This is a genomic window from Nostoc sp. (assembly GCF_036917655.1).
Lineage (GTDB): Bacteria > Cyanobacteriota > Cyanobacteriia > Cyanobacteriales > Nostocaceae > Nostoc.
On the sequence record NZ_JBALCY010000029.1, the window covers coordinates 197,342 to 215,689 of the forward strand.

The window sequence follows — 18,348 nt, forward strand, 5'->3', positions numbered from 1 at the left end:
TAGTATTGAAGGCGATGTCTACGACGGCCCACGCCTACGCAGATTTTTTATTTTAGTATGAGTGCAAAGTTTTATGAATGATTCTGCTACTGATGGCGATGCCCAACGAGATATTCTCAGTGAAAAACTCGATTTAAAAACAAAGCTGGCTTACGGTGCAGGGGATTTAGGCCCAGCAATTACTGCAAATATCTCCGTCTTTTATCTGCTGTTCTTCTTTACCAATATCGCTGGTATCCCTGCGGGTTTAGCTGGCAGCATTTTGATGATTAGTAAAATCTGGGATGGGGTAAACGATCCGCTTATTGGGTTCCTGAGTGATAAAACGAAATCTCGTCGCTGGGGTCGTCGTCTTCCTTGGATGTTTTATGGAGCAATTCCCTTTGGAATTTTCTTTTTCTTGCAGTGGATTGTACCGCAATTTAGTGCAAATCAGAGTGATAATGTTTGGCCGTTATTCTGGTATTACGTAATTATTGGGGTGCTATCTCAGTCCTTTTTCACAGTTGTGAATTTGCCTTATACGGCAATGACTCCAGAACTAACTCAAGATTACGACGAACGCACCAGCCTAAACACCTTTCGATTTACATTTTCCATTGGTGGTAGCATTCTGTCGTTGATTTTAGCGCAAATTGTTTTTTCCCAAATTACCGATCGCCAACAACGATATCTCGTTTTAGCAGCAATTTGTACGGTAATTTCGATTTTAGGATTATATTGGTGCGTTTTTGGAGTCCGCGATCGCATCCGGGCTTTTGAGGCCAAACGCATCCTAGCCGAGGAACCTGCATCTCTCCCCTTCTTGGAACAGCTAAAAATTGTCTTTAGCAACCGACCTTTTCTATTTGTTATTGGTATATATCTTTTTTCTTGGCTAGGTGTGCAGATTACAGCCAGCATCATTCCCTATTTTGTAGTCTATTGTATGGGTCTTAAAGAATCAGATGTGCCCACACTGCTGATTGCAGTCCAAGGAACCGCCCTACTGATGCTATTTGTCTGGGGGGCGCTGAGTAAAAAAGTTGGGAAAAAAGTTGTTTATTTTCTGGGAATGAGTTTGTGGATTATAGCTGCTGCCGGACTATTTTTTTTACAGCCCGGTCAAATAGTTTTGATGTATGTGATGGCTGTGATGGCGGGTGTTGGCGTATCCACAGCTTATCTAATTCCCTGGTCGATGATTCCAGATGTGATTGAATTAGATGAACTCCAAACCGGACAACGCAGAGAAGGCATTTTTTATGGCTTCATGGTTTTGCTACAAAAATTTGGTTTAGCTTTCGGGCTGTTTTTAGTAGGAAATACTTTACAAGCATCGGGTTTCAAAGCATCTTTAGCCGGAAGTCCACTACCCATCCAACCGGAATCGGCACTGTTGGCTATTCGTATTGCCGTTGGCCCTATACCTACAGTTTGTTTGATTCTTGGCTTAGTTTTAACGTATTTTTACCCAATTACCCGCGAGATGCACGCAGAAATTATGCTGAAACTCAAAGAACGGCAAGAGAAGAAAGGAGTTTAACTAATTCGTAATTCGTAATTTGTAATGACGCTCGTTCGCCTTTGGCGTCTCCCTTTGGGAGAAGAATCGCTACCGCTTCTCTACGAGACGCTCCGCGAACGCTAACGTAATTCGTAGGCAAATTTACTCCGCGCTTCTAAAATCGCTACTAAACGAGAAATACTTATTTTGTCGTTGGTTCTTAACCTTGGTTGCGATCAAGAGTAATTTAGATGCGTTTGCCCTGGAGGACTGTGTTATTAAAATTATTTAAATAAATTTAAAACTTAAAAGCCAGGATAAAATTTTAACTCATCACTTAATCTTAATAGCTCTTTTGCTACATCTGTTTCATCATTTGCTATATTAGTCATCCCAGTCCTCATATATTTACGTTCAAAGATATTAAAATTTGGAATTGTATCTAAAATAATAGGCTTTTCTTTAAAAATATTAGCTCTCTTCTCTCCCGTAACATAATAAATCTTGTAATTATCATTCCCATAAATCTCTGTATTTTGGATATAAAATTTTTGCCAAAGTATAGTAATAATTTTATCTGTTTGAGGAAGTTGATTATAATTAAAAAATCTATTATTTTGGTACGACTTGAGCTTTCCTTTTACAATACACAAAGCTAGCCCCCAATTGTCTTCATTATCAATCCATGATTTTCTAGTTGAAAATCCACATTCATAAATATCTAAAGAATTATCCCAATCATCATTTTCTAGATTCCAAACTTGAAGAATTATCTTTTTTTTGCTATTTTTCTTTGTAGTTGACATATATAAGTAATTTTATCGCTGTAAAAATATACTACAAAAATAACTCAATATATTATTAAATAGTCTCGGTATTTGTACTAAATAACTGCGGGGTTTTGTAGCCTGGTTTTTTGTTATTTTAAAACAAAAAGCCTGAGATTATTTATACATCATAAGAACTCACGAAGATAAACAAAACGCTTCATATAGGACTCCGATTGGATTGAAGAAAACATACTGAGGCTGAAAAGCCGATTTTATAAGGGTTTTATCTGAAATCTTGTTCAAAAATCAGATATGAGTCCTATAGACTGCGGGAAGTGGAAAAGCTTAAATCCTATCTCCAAACTTGAATGTGGCATTGATACTATAAAAATTAAGACTCTTAAGAAAGTGTTTAGTCTTTAATCTCATCCACCAATTAGAGGAATCACTGACACTATTTTCTCAGCTTCATCTACCGTTATTTGCGCTAGCCCAAACTGTTCAATTACCGCTGCATTCGTCGTCAAATGTCTACTCACCTCAGCCACCCGGTATTGACTTTCCTGTGAAGCTAAAGCAGCTGGCAATAATAACTGATCTGCTAAATGTTCATCCACTGCTGCACCGGTTTGATGAAACTCAAGTAGTTGCTGACAAGCCATCTCTGCAACTGTCTCCGCCGACATGCGTAATCGCCCAAACCCACCAAAGCCAGTCAAGCTGTTCTGATACTCAGCAGTTAAAAAAATACCCGCCCCCGGTGCCACACCTTTTTCTCGCAAAGTCTGTACACGAACTTTCAAATGGGCTGACCGTAACAAATTTTCGGCACGATTTGCCATTCGTTGCGGAATATGGGAAGGCAATTCCGTCACCACTGCGAGTCCTCGCACCTGTTGTAAATCTCCACGTTCCAGCAAGTTGATGCCGCCGAGTTGACTACCACCACTCACCTGCAACTCTACCTCTCCCCCACCTTGGGGAAACCACCCCCAAGCGCCTAACTTTACTTGGGCCTCTACACCCATGCGTTGCAATATCGGCAAATAAACTTGCTCAATATACGTCACTGTCGGGCTAAAGTTTACATGAGTTCCACCCTTTAGTGTTACCTGGGAATTGCCGGATGCTAGTGCCAGAGGTAAGAGAATTGTCTGTAAAACTAGAGCGATCGCACCCGCAGAACCACCTTGTTGTGCTTTACTAACATCAAAGGTATAAATTCCAGCTTGCACTGCACTACCTGGGATGAATTCCAGCAGCATTGAACCCAAAGCATCACCCCGTAGTTGGGCATTACAAATTCTCGCCGCAGCCCGAACGGCTGTTAAATGTTGTGCTGCTAATCCTGGCTTTTTGCGTCCGGCGCGAATGCCTGTAATTCGTATGGGTTCGCCAGTGATGGCCGCTAGACTTAAGGAAGTGCGAAGAACTTGTCCGCCTCCCTCTCCGTAGGAACCGTCAATTTCAATCATGGGCGATTTTGGGATGTTGGATTTTGGGTTATCCCCACGGATTTTGAAATCAAAACACAAATTATAGACGCCTAGTAGCTAGCTTTTTGGAGGCAGGTTACACAAATATACACAGAAAGTTCTGATATGTGTTTCTGTAGTTTGCTAATTTTGAATTTGGAATTGAAGAACCTTGCTTTTACCGGGATTCATCAATCCATAGGGGTCAACTATTTCTTTAAATTTTAACTGCTCAGGATCAATAACTTTTCTGCCGCTGTCTTCAATAATATACGTATAAGGATTGGCAATACTCACACCCTGTTCTTCTTAGTACTAAAGCTACGGGGAGAACCTGTAATGATGTTTGAGCGCGATCGCCCAAGTCGTTTTGCCATTCTACCACGTCACGGTGACAACAGTAATATCCGCTGGTTTGAAAGTCCCTCTTGCTACGTCTTCCATACCCTCAACGCTTACGAAGACGGAGATGAAGTGGTGCTTATTGCCTGTCGCATGAGTTCTACTACTGTTTTGAGTTCTGATGATTCGCAACCCGACCCAGAAGGAAATATCCCGCGCTTGCATCGCTGGCGGTTTAATCTCAACACGGGGACAGTGCGTGAGGAAATGTTGGACGATGTAGCTTCAGAATTTCCCCGCGTCAACGAAAATTTATTGGGGCGACAAACCCGATATGGCTACACTAACAAAAAATTATTTTTCCCTATACCCCCCAGCGTAGTCAATTACACAAATTGTTCTATATGATTTGTGAGTTCCATAAGCAACACCAGACACTTTAAAAGCACCGTTAAAAATGTTTTTTCTATGACCGCGATCGCGCACACCATCATCAATAATTAACTGCATGACGATATCTTGGGCGGTGTTTGGGCCATAACTGATATTTTCGCCTGCGGTTGTTTGCCATCTACCATAGCGGTTGATGCGAGTAAAGGGGTTGCTACCATCGCTACCATCATGACCTGTGACACCTTTTGGGCCTTGGTCTTTAACGTGGTCTTTTGCTGCTAAAGACATACCTTTAGAGGCATTCAACGCTCCTACAGGACGTGCAGATTTCAAAAATGCGATCGCCTCATTGACTGCTTTGACTCCTTCTTGAGTTCGCAAATAGCTATTATTAGAAATTTTGACTCGGTTCCCCTCAAAGCGCTTTCTATAGTTTTCCATAATCGGGAGGTATGCTTTGGGATTTGTTCGTACCTTATTTGTTTCAACAATTACCTGTTGTTCCAACGGTGAAAGGTAACTCGCCTTTGCTAATAAAGTCGGACTGGCTGGTTGAACTACAGCTGGGTTAGAGTTTGCCACAGATGGGTTAGATTGCAACAGTTGATTTGAGCAGCCGAATATTAGGGTAATCGGCAAAAATACCCAAAATTTTATGCGATGCATTCATTACCTCACAATTTTTCTATGGATTAATTTAGTGAATTAGAATAAGTAAGAATTTTCAACACACACAGAAGTTTGTAGACGCTTCTTTATTCGGAATTTTAGAAGCGGCTTGTTGTCAGACATCAGAACTTGGATCAGTTCCCTAAGAAGAACGGAAATGAGCGAACCAACTGTATAGATAACGCTGCAATCGTCTTTGTTCCTTGAGTGTTAAAAATTGATTACTTAATACCTGTTGTAACCTATATAACACTAAACGTAAAGCGCAACAGCTGATTACGCAAATAAAAACTTTGCATATTTGCGTTTTACAGAAAAACGCAGAGTTTATATAATGTCCGCTCAAATAGCTATCATTGCGATCGTTCGTTCTCAGCATTTTCGCTATTTAGGGAAACAAGCCCCAAAAAAACCTTGCGATCGCGTCGTTTCACTCGCAATGACATATTCTCGCATTACACTTTGAGAAACCACCGTTGTCGATACATCAGAACACCAACAACCCACCACAATAACACGGTGACTATGGCAAACAACAGGGAACCATTCAGCGCCCCCGCCCAAGATACGAAATAATTCTGGTAAATCCAATTGTAGGTACTGGGAGCATCTTTGCCTGTGCCGATAGTGGTTTTCACTAAGATTTTAATCAACAAAACCGATGGAACGAAAAGTGCGATCGCATTTAAGCCCATAATTTCAAAAGGTTTACTCCAGCGACGATTCAGCCGGACTTCGATGAGTTCATAACAAGCTGCTAGCAAAAGTAACGCCCAACCACTGGTGAAGACTACATAAGAACTTGTCCACAGCTTTTTGTTGATGGGGAATGTCCACCCCCACACCCAACCGATAATTAAGCAACCAAGTCCAAATAATCCTAAACCTATACTTGTACGTGACTGTACAGGTTGGCTGCGTATCCATTGTCCAGTGAAGTAGCCAGCGAGGACGCTTACGATCGCCGGAATAGTACCGAAAAGTCCCTCTGGATCTCCCATAAAGTTGAAACCATCACCTTTGTATAAATGTGCTTTGGCAATAATCAGGCGGTCAATATAAGCGCCAAAGTTACCTTCCCGCGCCAGAACTCCCGCACCATATTCTGGTACTGGTACATACATCATCGTTAGCCAGTAGCCAATGAGTAATACTGCTGCAAGTATCCATTGACCTTTACGCGGCAGGTTGAGAACAGCTACGGAAGCCAGCAGATAGGTAAGGCTGATGCGTTGCAAGACTCCCATAATGCGGATACTACTCAAATCAAAAGTCCAAACACCTTGATTCCAAAAGCCATTTAGTAGCAATCCCAAGGCAAAGAGAATGGCGGCGCGGCGTAAGATGCGCCAGTAAACAGCTGAGGTTGGTTTTTTATTACCTTCGGTATACTTTGACAGCGAGAAAGTCATCGCTACACCGACAATGAACAGAAAGAAGGGAAATACCAAGTCAGTTGGTGTGCAACCGTGCCAATCGGCATGGGCTAAGGGAGGATATACATTATCTGCAACTCCCGCCATATTGACGAGAATCATTCCGGCGATGGTAATGCCGCGAAAAACATCCAGTGAAGTCAGGCGCATAAGCGGAATTTTATGTTAGATGAGTATCTAAACTACCCCGCTTGATGCAGGTAATCAAGCAAAATTTATAGACTTGGATACAAGGTAAAATTTTATTAAGTCATTACCAACACTCGCTATGCCAATCAAAGTTGGAGATACCGCTCCTAATTTCACTTTACCTGCCCAAAACGGCTCAACAATTAGCCTCCAAGATTTTCGCGGCAAAAAAGCTGTTGTCCTATATTTTTACCCCAAGGATGACACACCCGGATGTACGGCTGAATCTTGCGCCTTTCGCGATCAGTATGAAGTGTTCAAAACCACTGGTGCTGAAGTTGTCGGCGTGAGTGCTGACTCCAGCGAATCTCACCAACGATTTGCTGCGAAATACAATCTACCTTTTACCTTATTAACTGACAAAGGCGACCAAGTGCGGAAGCTATATGGCGCAACAGCGGCTTTTGGCTTGTTCCCTGGTCGCGTTACTTACGTCATTGACCAACAGGGAGTTGTGCAATACGTGTTTGATTCAATGTTTAACTTTAAAGGTCATGTTGAGGAAGCGCTGAAAACTTTGCAACAACTTGCGGCTAAGTAGGAGTTAGGAGTTAGGAGTTAGGAGTTATTTTTACCCTATCTCTCCACTCCCTACTCCCTACTCCCTACTCCCTACTCCCTATTTATTCGAGTGCGACTTTTCCGGCATGACAATATTAGCGTGGGTTGACTTGCCATTCTTGCCGTTAGTATGGCCGTTACTATTGCGGGGATGGATCACACCATAACCGCCGTGGTTGCGTTCGTAAATTACATTAATCTCTCCAGTTTCAGAATTGCGGAACATATAAAAGTCGTGTCCCACGAGTTGCAGTTGTTCTAAGGCTTCTGTAAGGGTCATCGGCGGCATGGAAAAATATTTGGTGCGAACCACTTCGTTGGGCAATTCCGGGGTGCGATCGCCAATTAAATCCGTGACTACCGACTCTGCAACAACAACTTCTGTTGGTTGCACCTGAGTTTTCTGGTCTTGACGCCGTTCTTTATATTTCCGCAGTTGACGAGCAATTTTATCTGCAACTAAGTCAATGCTGGCATAGAGGTTTTCGCTGCTTTCCTCAGCACGGATAACGCTACCATTAGCATAAATAGTTACTTCAGCCGCTTGTCTAGTATTAATTCGGGGATTACGGGCTACGCTAAGATGCACATCCACTTCATTTGTAATGCTCTGAAAGTGACTAACTGATTTTTCAATCTTTTGATGTACATACTCACGAATTGCATCGGTGATTTCAATATTTTTGCTGTGGATGACAAGCTTCATGTAAACTCTCCCGCTGAATATTTAGATGTGTGAATTTGCTTTGTATGAAAAGAAGTTGCGGTAAGGTCTATTACTCCCGCCAAAACAAATTGTGAACTATATTGTATGTACTGCTGGTAAGCTGTCTCTAACCTAGCTGCATCTGAGTTGTTATCAAGTATACCCTTGATTTACCTCCTCATCTCTGCGCTGATATCCAATTGGATATCCACTTAGAACTCTTGGGTGAGGAAATCTGAGTCGTAGCTCCCGTGACTACCTTCTCCTTTAAAGGAACGCTTACAGAACTGTTGATAGTTGCTCCTTCTGTGTTCGATTGAGGTTTGCTCACTGTTAATCAAGAACACGAGTATTTCTAGAAGTTGATCTTGTTTGTATTTCAAACAAGATTATTTAGAGTCATCAGCCAGTCCATTCGTTCTTATTGTCTTGGCATGATGCTTATTGCAGAGAATTCCTCCTAAAACCTATTGAGGTTGTATATTCAAGCTAGCACTTTGTATTTTCTAATGCATGTTCCCTTGACTTTCCTTTAAAATCCTTTGCAAAGCTTAACAATTGTTGACTCAAATCCTGTAACTTGAAATATATTTCGTTCCTAATCCCAATTGATTTTTGGCATGATCCATAGTGATGAACCACACAAAAAGCGTTGTTTGCTGTATAACCAAGGATTAATGCCTTACTTAGAAGCTCATGGATGGCAGCGATCGCTCCTCACTGAGCGCATTCATGACCCCAGTCTAGATGATGTGTTAATTTTACTAGAACATCCTCCTGTCTACACTCTGGGGCAAGGAAGCAACTTAGATTTTCTCAAATTTGATATTGACAAAGGTCAATATGATGTGCATAGAGTTGAACGCGGCGGCGAGGTTACTTACCATTGTCCCGGTCAACTGGTGGGATATCCAATTTTAAATCTGCAAAGTTATCGTAAAGACCTTCATTGGTACTTACGGCAACTCGAAGAAGTAATAATTCGCGTATTGGCAGTTTATGGGTTGCAGGGAGAAAGAATTCCGGCTTTTACTGGCGTTTGGTTAGAAGGGCGAAAAGTTGCGGCTATTGGGATTAAAGTTAGCCGTTGGATTACTATGCACGGCTTTGCATTAAATGTTTGTCCTGATATGACAGGCTTTGAGCGCATTGTACCCTGCGGTATTTCTGATAAACCTGTAGGCAGTTTAGCCAAATTGATTCCAGGAATCACTTGCCAAGAAGTGCGTTTTTATCTAGCACAGTCCTTTGCGGAAGTCTTTGACGTGGAATTAGTAGAGTCGCAGCCTGAAGGATTTTTTGCGTCTGAGTAAATTAAGCTTGTAATTATGTAATAAATACTATAGCAGTCCTATTTAAATTGTGAGACACTGATGAGAGGAGTCCATATTTAATAGTATCAAAATAACTATTTAACTGCGGTTGTCAAAGCTAGAATCTGATTATTTACAAATTGCTATACTAATTTTTTACGGCTGTCAAGTACAACTTTGCGCGTGAATTACCCAAATAATCTCCAGGTATATGCCCCATCGTTAACGTTTCTGAGAGAACGTGATTGGACAGCTTTGATAGAGCTATTTGATAGAGACGACGGTGATGAAATTGAAGCCGACATCAGCTGTAGTTTGTTTTGGCTGATACCTGAACCTTGTTGGGAAGATGATCCCTTTGATTTCTTGCGCGAGTACCTTTAAATAGTGCTGAGTGATGAGTTTAAAAGAAGTCTTTAATTTATAACTCCTAACTTTTCACTCCAAACTCCAAACTTCTAACTCCTAACTCCTAACTCCTAACTCCAAACTCCAAACTCCAAACTCCAAACTCCTAACTATCTGCTGTTGAGGCGACTGAGGAAAATACGTAGGCGATCGCTTTGGGGATTGGTCAGAACTTCATAGGCTGTCCCTTGTTCTGTGACAATACCTTGATCTAAAAATATCACCTGATGGGCTACTTCTTTTGCAAATTGCATTTCATGGGTGACAACCACCATTGTCATCCCTTCTGCTGCCAATTGCTGCATGACTTGCAAAACCTCGCCGACGAGTTCGGGATCTAGGGCGCTGGTGGGTTCGTCAAATAGCATGATTTGGGGATTCATACATAAGCTACGGGCGATCGCTACTCGTTGCTTTTGTCCGCCAGAAAGTTGTTCGGGATAAGCAGAGGCTTTGTCATGTAAGCCAACTTTTTCTAAATACAATCTCGCTAGTTGAACGCTTTCCTTCGGTGTTTTACCCAATACTTTGCGCGGTGCGAGTGTCATATTTTCCAGGACGCTGAGATGAGGAAACAGGTTGAACTGTTGAAAAACCATGCCTACTTGTGTTCGTAGTTGCCGCAGTTGGCTATAGTTGAGAGTGGGTCGGGATAAGTTGATCCCGTTGATTATTAAACGCCCGTTGTTAATGGTTTCTAGGCGGTTGAAGCAGCGTAGTAGGGTACTTTTACCACAGCCGGAGGAACCGATAACTGCAACGACTTCTCCCCGGTTGATTTCGCCTGTGATTCCTTTGAGGACTTTTAGGGAACCAAAGTTTTTTTCGATATTGTCAAAAATAATCGCGGAGGTGGTATTGTTCATTACTTGTGTCAAGCTGCTCTAAAGTTGATTGTAGTGTAGACGCGCAGCAGTCCTAAAAAACGCCTCAGAATTCATTCTGAGGCTAATAGCTAAAGTCTTCTAAAGAAGACTAAGTAAGGGTTTTAGTCCAATACACTTGGGTTAAGGCTAAAAACTAAAACTGGCGTAGGTTGGGGAGCCAGTGCGTTGCGGGGGTTCCAAGAGTTGTAGCAACTGGCGTTTGAGGAACGAAACCCAACATTATCAAGGTTTTGTTGGGTAACGCTTACGCTCAACCCAACCTACTATTCTTCTTAACCCAAGCTATTGGGTTTTAGTCTACTTCAGTAGACTTTAGCTATTAGCCAAGAAATTTATTTCTTGGCGGGACATTGGACAGTTGCATATATATAACTTGAACGAACCGCAGAGGCGCACAGGGCGCAGAGAGGGAAAGAAAATAATATGGCTAAATTTAGTTTTATCCGTTGGCTGCGCTTATCTCTAGTTATAAGTTTTAGCTGTTTGTTACTAGCTGGCTGTGGGGTGAATCCTACTGCGGGGAAAACTCTGCGGGTTGCTACGGAACCAGCGTTTCCACCTTTTGAGTTTCAAGGAAAAGGTGGTGAGTTACAGGGTTTTTCCATTGATTTGATGAATGCGATTGCAGTTGCAGCTAACTTTAAAGTGGATTTTCAAAGTCTGCCTTTTGATGGCATTATCCCAGCTTTGCAAGCCAAAACGGTAGATGCGGCAATTAGTTCGATCACGATTACAGAGGAGAGGGCGAAGACAATTTCTTTTTCCCGTCCTTATTTTAAGGCTGGGTTAGCGATCGCCATCCGTGCAGATAATCAAAATATTACTGGTTTTGACAGTCTCAAAAATAAAAAAATTGCGGTACAAATTGGTACAACTGGGGCTGCAAAAGCTAAGAGTATTCCTGGAGTACAAATTCGCAGTTTTGATTCAGCACCTTTAGCCCTGCAAGAATTGTTCAATGGTAATGTGGATGCAGTAATCAATGATGCCCCAGTGACTTTATATGCTATTAATACGGGCAATCTCAAGGGAATTAAAATAGTACAGCAATTGCTGACGGAGGAGTTTTACGGGATTGCTACAGCTAAAAATTCGCCAAATTTGGCATTAATAAACAACGGTTTGGATAGGGTGCTGAAAAATGGTACTTATTCCCAAATTTATCGAAAATGGTTTAAAATCGAACCGCCATCATTACCAGTTAAATCACCATTTGAGAATCAGACTAACGCTGGCACGCCTAAAATCTTAACTTCAATTGGCGTGATTTTGCAGGCTTTTCCGACTCTATTACAGGGAGCTTTGGTAACGTTGCAATTGACCATACTTTCTGTAGTGTTTGGTTTAATTGGGGGTTCCCTCATTGGAATTATACGCCTTTCTGATGTTGCACCTGTGCGTTGGATGGCGAGGGCGTATGTGGATTTTTTCCGGGGAACGCCTTTGTTGCTGCAAATTTTTATGATTTACTTTGGATTACCTGCAATTTTGCAAGAACTTGGTTTGACATTTACTTTTGATCGCCTAACTGCTGGGGTAATTGCTTTAAGTTTGAATAGCGCCGCATACATTGCCGAAGTTGTCCGTGCTGGGATTCAATCGATTGAACCAGGACAAGCAGAAGCAGCACAATCATTAGGTTTGAGTTCTGTGCAAATAATGAGTTATGTAATTTTTCCCCAAGCTTTCCGGCGGATGATTCCACCTTTAGGTAATGAGTTTATCAGTTTATTGAAAGATACAAGCTTAGTTTCTGTGATTGGGTTTGAAGAATTGGTACGTAAAGGACAGTTAATTATCGCCGATAACTATCGCGCCTTTGAAATTTACGTGGGTGTAGCTGTGATTTATTTGTGCTTGACGTTACTTTTTTCACAAGCGTTTAGTCGCTTAGAAGTGTGGATGAATCCGGTTAAACGGCGCAGAAAGTACGATAGCTAATAATTTTTCAGTGATTTTTACGACTTACTTTAAACTTCTAGCAGATCCTCACGAATTACAATTTTTGCAAAAGGTTGACTGCTACAATAATATCTATTGGCAAGCTGACGATCCGGCAACTGGAAAATCTTTCTCTTCAGTTTCGCAAGCTGATGTAGATATGTGGATTGAACACACACCGAGGACTAATAGAGATAAACTAGATAAAATATAAATTAAAAATTAGTCACAACAACAAAATAAGCATTGACGAAATGAAGTTTTGATAACTGTCATAACAACTTAAAGATTTTTTTTATAGTCAACTTAAAGCAGAATACATAGATGCGGATAATTGGACATATCAACTACAAAAGGTACTAACCATGAGTTCCCGCGCACTGCTGTTAGTAAATCGTCATGCCCGTCAAGGGCAAAAAGGTCTGTTGGAAGCGATTCAATATCTGAAGACACTCGGCTTTGATTTAACTGAGGAGTCTACAGAAGACCCCAAACATCTTGCTGAAGTTATACTTCGTTATCAGCATCAAGTTGACTTGGTAATCATTGGTGGAGGAGATGGGACTCTCAATGCCGCAGTAGATGCTTTAGTTGATACTCAGTTGCCCTTGGGAATCTTGCCTCTGGGAACTGCCAACGATCTAGCGAGGACTTTGGGAATCCCGAATTCCCTCAGCGAAGCTTGCAAAATTATTGCCTATGGAAATTTACACCGCATCGATTTAGGTTGGGTGAACGGTAAGCACTTTTTTAACGTTGCCAGTTTGGGACTGAGTGTAAAAATTACCCAGCGACTTACCAAAGAAGTCAAACGCCGTTGGGGAATATTTGCTTATGCCACCACTGCATTGCAAGTGATTTGGGAAGCTAGACCTTTTACTGCGGAGATTGTGATTAATGGTGAATCAGTTCGCGTGAAAACAGTGCAAATTGCTGTGGGTAACGGCCGCTATTACGGCGGTGGTCTGGCAGTAGCTGACGATGCGACAATAGATGACCAAAGGCTAGACCTTTATAGCTTAGAGATTAAACATTGGTGGCAGATTATACTATTACTTCCGGCGATGCGACAAGGGCGACATATACATTGGCAGAGTGTACGTTCTCTTCAAGGTCAAGAAATAGAGGTGTCTACTCGCAAACTGCGTCCTATCAATACAGATGGTGAAATCACTACCTACACACCTGCTCATTTTCGGGTTATACCTAAAGCTATAGCTGTTTTAGTACCGCCAGAAATCAGGAGTTAGAAATTATTCAATTTTAGATTTTAGATTTTCCTTCAATCCAAAATCCAAAATCCAAAATTCAAAATCTAAAATTGATTGATTTCTCCCTCTGCTAAAAATGTGGGAACTCGCATCAACTCACGCCAAATGCATCTGAGATTTTCTCAAGATATAAAGTCCCTGTTGCAACGCCTAGCTGAACAACCGCTGACTCTAGGCGATATTCTGGCAGAAACCTCAGAACGAGGGTTCTGTCTGGTAATTACATTATTAGTTTTGCCCTTTTTATTTCCTATGCCACCGGGATTAACTGGCCCTTTTGGTGGTGCTTGTTTACTGTTGTCAGCGCAAATGGTTTTAGGGAAGCGATCGCCTTGGCTACCGAAAAGAATCGCTAACTACAAATTTCCTCGTCCCTTCGCCCAGTTGCTTTTGCAAAATTTGGGACGTCTTACCAAAGTGTTACAGAAAATCACCCGTCCCCGATTGGCAAAAATAGCCCAGAATCCTTTGATTTGGCGAATTAATGGGTTTTGTATCTCTTTGTTAACAGTATTACTAATATTACCAATTCCGTTTACAAATCCTATCCCCACTGTAGGTATTTTGCTTTTGACTGTTGCCACCATCGAATCTGACGGTTTATTAATTTGCATCGGCTACGGCATTACTGTCCTGATTACCTTGCTGTTTGGATTTCTTGGTTATGCAGTATGGTTAGCTCCCAGTTTGCTGCCATCTATATTTAAATAATAAAAGCCCCCAGCTTTTAGCTGAAGGCTGTAATTTATTAGGGTGCATCTACCATTTATTAATCCGCTTTATTAATTGCCATATCCGGGAAGATTTAACTTGTATACAAAGTTATTTGATTCGCACATTAAAAAATATCAGCAATAAAAAAGCCTTCAACTAAAAGTTGAGGGCTGTAATTAATTAAGGTGCATCTACCATTTATTAATCCGCTTTATTGATTGCCATATCCGGGAAAATTAGACTTATAAGCAAATTTATTTTATTTCCAAATTAAAAAATATCAGTAATAAAAAAAGCCCCCAACTAAAAGCTGAGGGCTATGATTTAATTAAGGTGCATCTACTATTTATATATCCGCCTTAGTTATTGCTGCATCAGGAAGAATTAAAAAAAAATGGATGGCTGTGGAATTGATTTCCTTTAGCTACAAAGGTATTACTAGTCTTAACGAGGATAACCTGCGGTTTTTGACTAGGTAATCATTGACAAACTTCACAGTAATTTTACAATCACCCCGAATTATCCTTGGATACGCAAAGTTTCTGTTAATATCTCTGATGGGATATCCGCAATAGTACGAATTTAGTTTATTAGTTGGGTATATGACTATGAAAGTTAGACGCACCCAACTCGATGAAGCGATCGCAGTTTCTATTAGCCCTTGCTAGTCTTAGTATTGTCGGAGGAAGCTTTTTTCTGAGAACAAATTTTAGCAGTACTAGAGAACCTAAAATAATAACTGATACATCACGCTACAAAGAAATTCGTAATCAACTATGGTCTAATAATCACCAAGTCAAGTATTTTCCTAATGAGATACCCACTTATGCCGAAAGCGTTCGCATTGCTTACTCTCCCGAATTTTCGCAAGGAAGTAGTTTTTTTCAAATTAGGCTGAAAGAGCCACCAAACAAGATAGAAAAACTACTTTCACAATACAGAAGTAGTGCAAAGCACAAATATAGGGGTGGTAATACAAACGACCACATAAACCAACCTAACGGTGTGCCGACAACTTTCTTCTACACCAGTGACTCTCCTACGGAATCTTTTCCAGCTACTTATGAAATATTGGTATTAAATACAGACGACAAAGGTAGACCTGGCTTCAAGTGGAATCATGGAGATAGTTACGGCGTCGCTATTAATAGTTCAGCCTCAGAAATTATTTATTGGTATGAAAAATGGTAATTAACAATTCAAAATGAATTTGAATTGTCATCACAACAATTATTATTTGGGACACCCTACTTAAAAAAAAAGACACGAAGTAGTGATAGTTATGCTTTAAGAAACTCCACAACAAGAATGATCTAATGGCTAGGCTGATTTAGCAAAAATTTACACAACCCATTTTTTAAGATTGGGAAGATGGTAAATCTGTGTTTCAACTTCTGTTTTGGAAAGTTATCTACCCTTCTCCTGAAGCAGACAGTGCGCGTAGCTTGCTTGTATTGTAGGGGTACGAAAAGGCAAAGCGATCGCTCCACGCCAGTTCGCCTAAGTCGGTAAACCCTTGACGCTCGATTACTCGCTACCGCTAACACCAAGCAACTGGCTCGACTTTCCACTGAATTTCCATTCAAATCTTAAGAGTCGCCAATTCCTAATCCTCAGTCTCCAATTTAAAGGTTTTTGTCACCTCTTAGCAAATACCTTCTTAATAATTATTGTATAGAAAACACTCAGTATATTCAGTTTTGTTATACAGAAACCCATCTCCCTGGTACAGTTAATAGTGTTGTGTTCTCACCATAAGTTAAGCCAGAGAGGTGTGCAAAATGAAAAATCTAGTAAATAGTCTCCTCGATGAACGAACAAAATCGACTATTAGATCATCTGAACTATATCAAGCTTTATACAATAAAATGCATTCCAGTAAGCTAGCAGTTGCAGGCAAAAGGCTTGATATTTGTGCCAATGAAATTGCTATTTATCTGCTTCAGTCTGGTAAAGAAAAATATGTATTGCGTGATAAAATTTGTCTTGAAATTGGAAGTGGATGGTTACTGACTCATTCGTTAGTATTTTACCTTCTCGGAGCAAAAAAGGTTTATGCAACGGATATTTACCCGTTATTACAACCCGAAAATATTTTAAAAGCCGTGTGTAAGTCTGTAGATTGGAGTATCTTAGATAGTCTATCTACATTTGAAGATCGTGAGATTATCCACTTACGTTTAAAAAAACTGCTTTCATTAAAAAAGTTATCCGTAGAAGTCTTACAAGACTTGGGTATAGAATACATTGCTCCAATTAATTTGTCTGAAAAAGTGCCTAGTAAAGAAAAAATAGATTTCATATTTTCAAAATCTGTGTTAGAGCATGTGCCAGTTGATGATGTTGTGCCACTTTTAGAAAATCTTGTCAGTAACCTATCTGAGGATGGCTTTATGTTTCATCTCATTCATTTACTGGATCACAAAAATTTAAGTGAAAGACCATTTGATTTCTTTGTTTATCAACAAGAAGCCTACTCAAAAGAATTACAATCAAGGTGGGGTAATCGAATTCGACGAAGCCAATGGAAGCAGATATTTTCTAACCTTAAGCACTTGAACTCTAAATTTGTATTTGAGTGGTCGTGTAAGGACGGAGAATTACCAGAAAAAATCGATTCGTCTATTCAATATACAGATGAAGAAGATTTAAGAATCTCCCATATCGGTGTAGTTGGAGAATTCATATAGCTTCCGAAAGTCAAGTGTTAGGGAAGGAGAAATCTGAGTGGAGGTTTCCTCCACTCAGATTTCAGTTCTATGTGCTGCTTTTCCCCTTTTGGATATATCACTTTGGGTAGTTAAAACTTATAGCCAGCATAGCTAAGATTTATAAGGTGCTTAAAACTATCTTAATATGTAGAATGCCAACTGCTTTGATTACTGGTGCCTCTAGTGGTATTGGTAAAGCTTTTGCCCAGGAACTAGCTGCACGCAAGACAAATCTTGTACTCGTTGCTCGATCCGAAGAGAAACTAAGCCAATTAGCTAAACAACTACAAGAAGAACACAAAATTCAAGTAGACGTTATAGTTAAAGACCTCACAGAACCTAATGCAGCATCTGCTGTATTTGATGTCACTAAAGCAAAGGGATTAAGCATTGACTTATTAATCAACAATGCTGGTTTTGGTTACTATGGCGACTTTGCTGAAGGGGATGGAGAAAAACAAGTCAAAATCGTACAATTAAACATTTTGGCATTGGTAGATTTAACCCATAAATTTCTACCTTTGATGCGGCAACGCCGTTCTGGAAGTATTATTAACGTATCCTCTATTACCGCATTTCAACCGATACCATACCTTTCTGTTTATGCTGCCAGTAAAGCTTTTATTCTCAGCTTTAGTGAAGCACTGTGGGCAGAAAATCGTCAATATGGTGTCCGTATTTTAGTCACTTGTCCAGGGCCAATTGAAACAAACTTTTTTGCAGAAGCTAATTTTCCTCCAGCGCTGGCAAGCAGTACAGATAAACTATATTCTTCAGAAAAAGTGGTTCGGGAATCTTTAGAGGCTTTAGAAAAAGGCTATCCAACCGTTATTAGTTCTGATACTAGCACTCAAATTAGAAGCAAATTATCTCGGCTTGTACCGCGCAAACTTCTGCTGAATATGTTAGCAAAACACTTTGGAGCCTAAGTATATAGTTAGGAGTTAAAGAAAGTGGTGAACTTAAAACTCCTAACTTAATATGGCTCTTCAGTACTTGTTATGCCAAACTAATAAATAAAATGCCAATTTAATAAGCATCTGACTCTAAAATTTTCAAAGCTTCTAAATCCATAA

The 18,348-nt window shown here is 40.5% G+C and carries 18 protein-coding genes and 2 pseudogenes; 13 read left to right on the top strand and 7 right to left on the bottom strand.

The features are described 5' to 3' along the window. The first annotated feature begins 73 nt into the window (after positions 1 to 73). Positions 74 to 1,525 carry an MFS transporter gene (locus tag V7K30_RS13085; protein WP_334999718.1) on the top strand — a complete coding sequence of 484 codons (1,452 nt, stop codon included), beginning with the start codon at positions 74 to 76 and terminating at the stop codon, positions 1,523 to 1,525. A gap of 266 nt (positions 1,526 to 1,791) precedes the next feature. On the opposite strand, the gene V7K30_RS13090 is transcribed toward V7K30_RS13085, so the two are convergent. From V7K30_RS13090 to V7K30_RS13100, 3 genes and pseudogenes are all read right to left on the bottom strand, one after another. Continuing rightward, the gene (locus V7K30_RS13090; protein WP_334999720.1) at positions 1,792 to 2,292 is read right to left on the bottom strand and encodes a hypothetical protein; all 501 of its coding nucleotides are present in this window, start codon (positions 2,290 to 2,292) and stop codon (positions 1,792 to 1,794) included. A gap of 389 nt (positions 2,293 to 2,681) precedes the next feature. Further along, positions 2,682 to 3,731 carry an RNA 3'-terminal phosphate cyclase gene (rtcA, locus tag V7K30_RS13095; protein ID WP_334999721.1) on the bottom strand — a complete coding sequence of 350 codons (1,050 nt, stop codon included), beginning with the start codon at positions 3,729 to 3,731 and terminating at the stop codon, positions 2,682 to 2,684. A 144-nt stretch (positions 3,732 to 3,875) separates the two neighbouring features. Beyond that, a pseudogene (locus V7K30_RS13100) lies at positions 3,876 to 4,040 on the bottom strand (FAD-binding protein); the annotation flags it as partial. Positions 4,041 to 4,055: 15 nt separating this feature from the next. Here V7K30_RS13100 and V7K30_RS13105 point away from each other — a divergent pair. Beyond that, positions 4,056 to 4,445: pseudogene (locus tag V7K30_RS13105) on the top strand (carotenoid oxygenase family protein); the annotation flags it as partial. On the opposite strand, the gene V7K30_RS13110 reads toward V7K30_RS13105, so the two are convergent. After that, complete coding sequence (locus V7K30_RS13110) at positions 4,428 to 5,132, bottom strand: CAP domain-containing protein (RefSeq protein WP_334999723.1); 705 nt, start codon at positions 5,130 to 5,132, stop codon at positions 4,428 to 4,430. The pseudogene V7K30_RS13105 and the gene V7K30_RS13110 overlap by 18 nt on opposite strands. A 337-nt stretch (positions 5,133 to 5,469) precedes the next feature. Here V7K30_RS13110 and V7K30_RS13115 point away from each other — a divergent pair, with 337 nt between their 5' ends. Then, positions 5,470 to 5,601 carry a hypothetical protein gene (locus tag V7K30_RS13115; protein WP_334999725.1) on the top strand — a complete coding sequence of 44 codons (132 nt, stop codon included), beginning with the start codon at positions 5,470 to 5,472 and terminating at the stop codon, positions 5,599 to 5,601. Here the strand turns inward: V7K30_RS13115 and V7K30_RS13120 are convergent. After that, entirely contained in the window at positions 5,591 to 6,721 is a 1,131-nt protein-coding gene (locus tag V7K30_RS13120; RefSeq protein WP_334999728.1) for an acyltransferase family protein, read from the bottom strand. The genes V7K30_RS13115 and V7K30_RS13120 overlap by 11 nt on opposite strands. Positions 6,722 to 6,839: 118 nt before the next feature. Here V7K30_RS13120 and V7K30_RS13125 point away from each other — a divergent pair, with 118 nt between their 5' ends. Further along, positions 6,840 to 7,301 carry a peroxiredoxin gene (locus V7K30_RS13125; RefSeq protein ID WP_334999730.1) on the top strand — a complete coding sequence of 154 codons (462 nt, stop codon included), beginning with the start codon at positions 6,840 to 6,842 and terminating at the stop codon, positions 7,299 to 7,301. A 78-nt stretch (positions 7,302 to 7,379) separates the two neighbouring features. Here the strand turns inward: V7K30_RS13125 and hpf are convergent, their stop codons facing one another. Continuing rightward, positions 7,380 to 8,027 (bottom strand): ribosome hibernation-promoting factor, HPF/YfiA family, encoded by a 648-nt coding sequence (gene hpf / locus V7K30_RS13130; RefSeq protein WP_334999732.1) that lies wholly within the window; start codon positions 8,025 to 8,027, stop codon positions 7,380 to 7,382. A gap of 620 nt (positions 8,028 to 8,647) precedes the next feature. Between hpf and lipB the strand changes: the two genes are divergently transcribed. Next, a complete protein-coding gene (lipB, locus tag V7K30_RS13135) occupies positions 8,648 to 9,340 on the top strand; it encodes a lipoyl(octanoyl) transferase LipB (RefSeq protein WP_334999734.1) in 693 nt (230 codons plus the stop codon). Between the two features lie 183 nt (positions 9,341 to 9,523). Continuing rightward, positions 9,524 to 9,724: a hypothetical protein gene (locus tag V7K30_RS13140; RefSeq protein WP_334999736.1), complete on the top strand. Its 201-nt coding sequence runs from the start codon at positions 9,524 to 9,526 to the stop codon at positions 9,722 to 9,724. Positions 9,725 to 9,858: 134 nt separating this feature from the next. On the opposite strand, the gene V7K30_RS13145 is transcribed toward V7K30_RS13140, so the two are convergent. After that, positions 9,859 to 10,614 carry an amino acid ABC transporter ATP-binding protein gene (locus V7K30_RS13145; RefSeq protein ID WP_334999738.1) on the bottom strand — a complete coding sequence of 252 codons (756 nt, stop codon included), beginning with the start codon at positions 10,612 to 10,614 and terminating at the stop codon, positions 9,859 to 9,861. Between the two features lie 444 nt (positions 10,615 to 11,058). On the opposite strand from V7K30_RS13145, the gene V7K30_RS13150 reads away from it, so the two are divergent. From V7K30_RS13150 to V7K30_RS13180, 7 genes are all read left to right on the top strand, one after another. Then, positions 11,059 to 12,576, top strand: coding sequence for an ABC transporter permease subunit (locus V7K30_RS13150; protein ID WP_334999740.1), 1,518 nt, complete (start codon positions 11,059 to 11,061; stop codon positions 12,574 to 12,576). Positions 12,577 to 12,586: 10 nt separating this feature from the next. After that, on the top strand, positions 12,587 to 12,790 hold the full coding sequence (locus V7K30_RS13155; RefSeq protein ID WP_334999742.1) for a hypothetical protein: 204 nt from the start codon (positions 12,587 to 12,589) through the stop codon (positions 12,788 to 12,790). 151 nt (positions 12,791 to 12,941) lie between these two features. Then, positions 12,942 to 13,826 carry a lipid kinase gene (locus V7K30_RS13160; RefSeq protein WP_334999744.1) on the top strand — a complete coding sequence of 295 codons (885 nt, stop codon included), beginning with the start codon at positions 12,942 to 12,944 and terminating at the stop codon, positions 13,824 to 13,826. A 126-nt stretch (positions 13,827 to 13,952) separates the two neighbouring features. Beyond that, complete coding sequence (locus V7K30_RS13165; RefSeq protein ID WP_334999766.1) at positions 13,953 to 14,558, top strand: exopolysaccharide biosynthesis protein; 606 nt, start codon at positions 13,953 to 13,955, stop codon at positions 14,556 to 14,558. A gap of 636 nt (positions 14,559 to 15,194) precedes the next feature. After that, a complete protein-coding gene (locus V7K30_RS13170) occupies positions 15,195 to 15,752 on the top strand; it encodes a hypothetical protein (protein ID WP_334999746.1) in 558 nt (185 codons plus the stop codon). Between the two features lie 590 nt (positions 15,753 to 16,342). Beyond that, a complete protein-coding gene (locus tag V7K30_RS13175; protein WP_334999748.1) occupies positions 16,343 to 17,251 on the top strand; it encodes a hypothetical protein in 909 nt (302 codons plus the stop codon). A 173-nt stretch (positions 17,252 to 17,424) separates the two neighbouring features. Then, on the top strand, positions 17,425 to 18,201 hold the full coding sequence (locus V7K30_RS13180) for an SDR family NAD(P)-dependent oxidoreductase (RefSeq protein ID WP_334999750.1): 777 nt from the start codon (positions 17,425 to 17,427) through the stop codon (positions 18,199 to 18,201). The last annotated feature ends 147 nt before the right edge of the window (positions 18,202 to 18,348 follow it).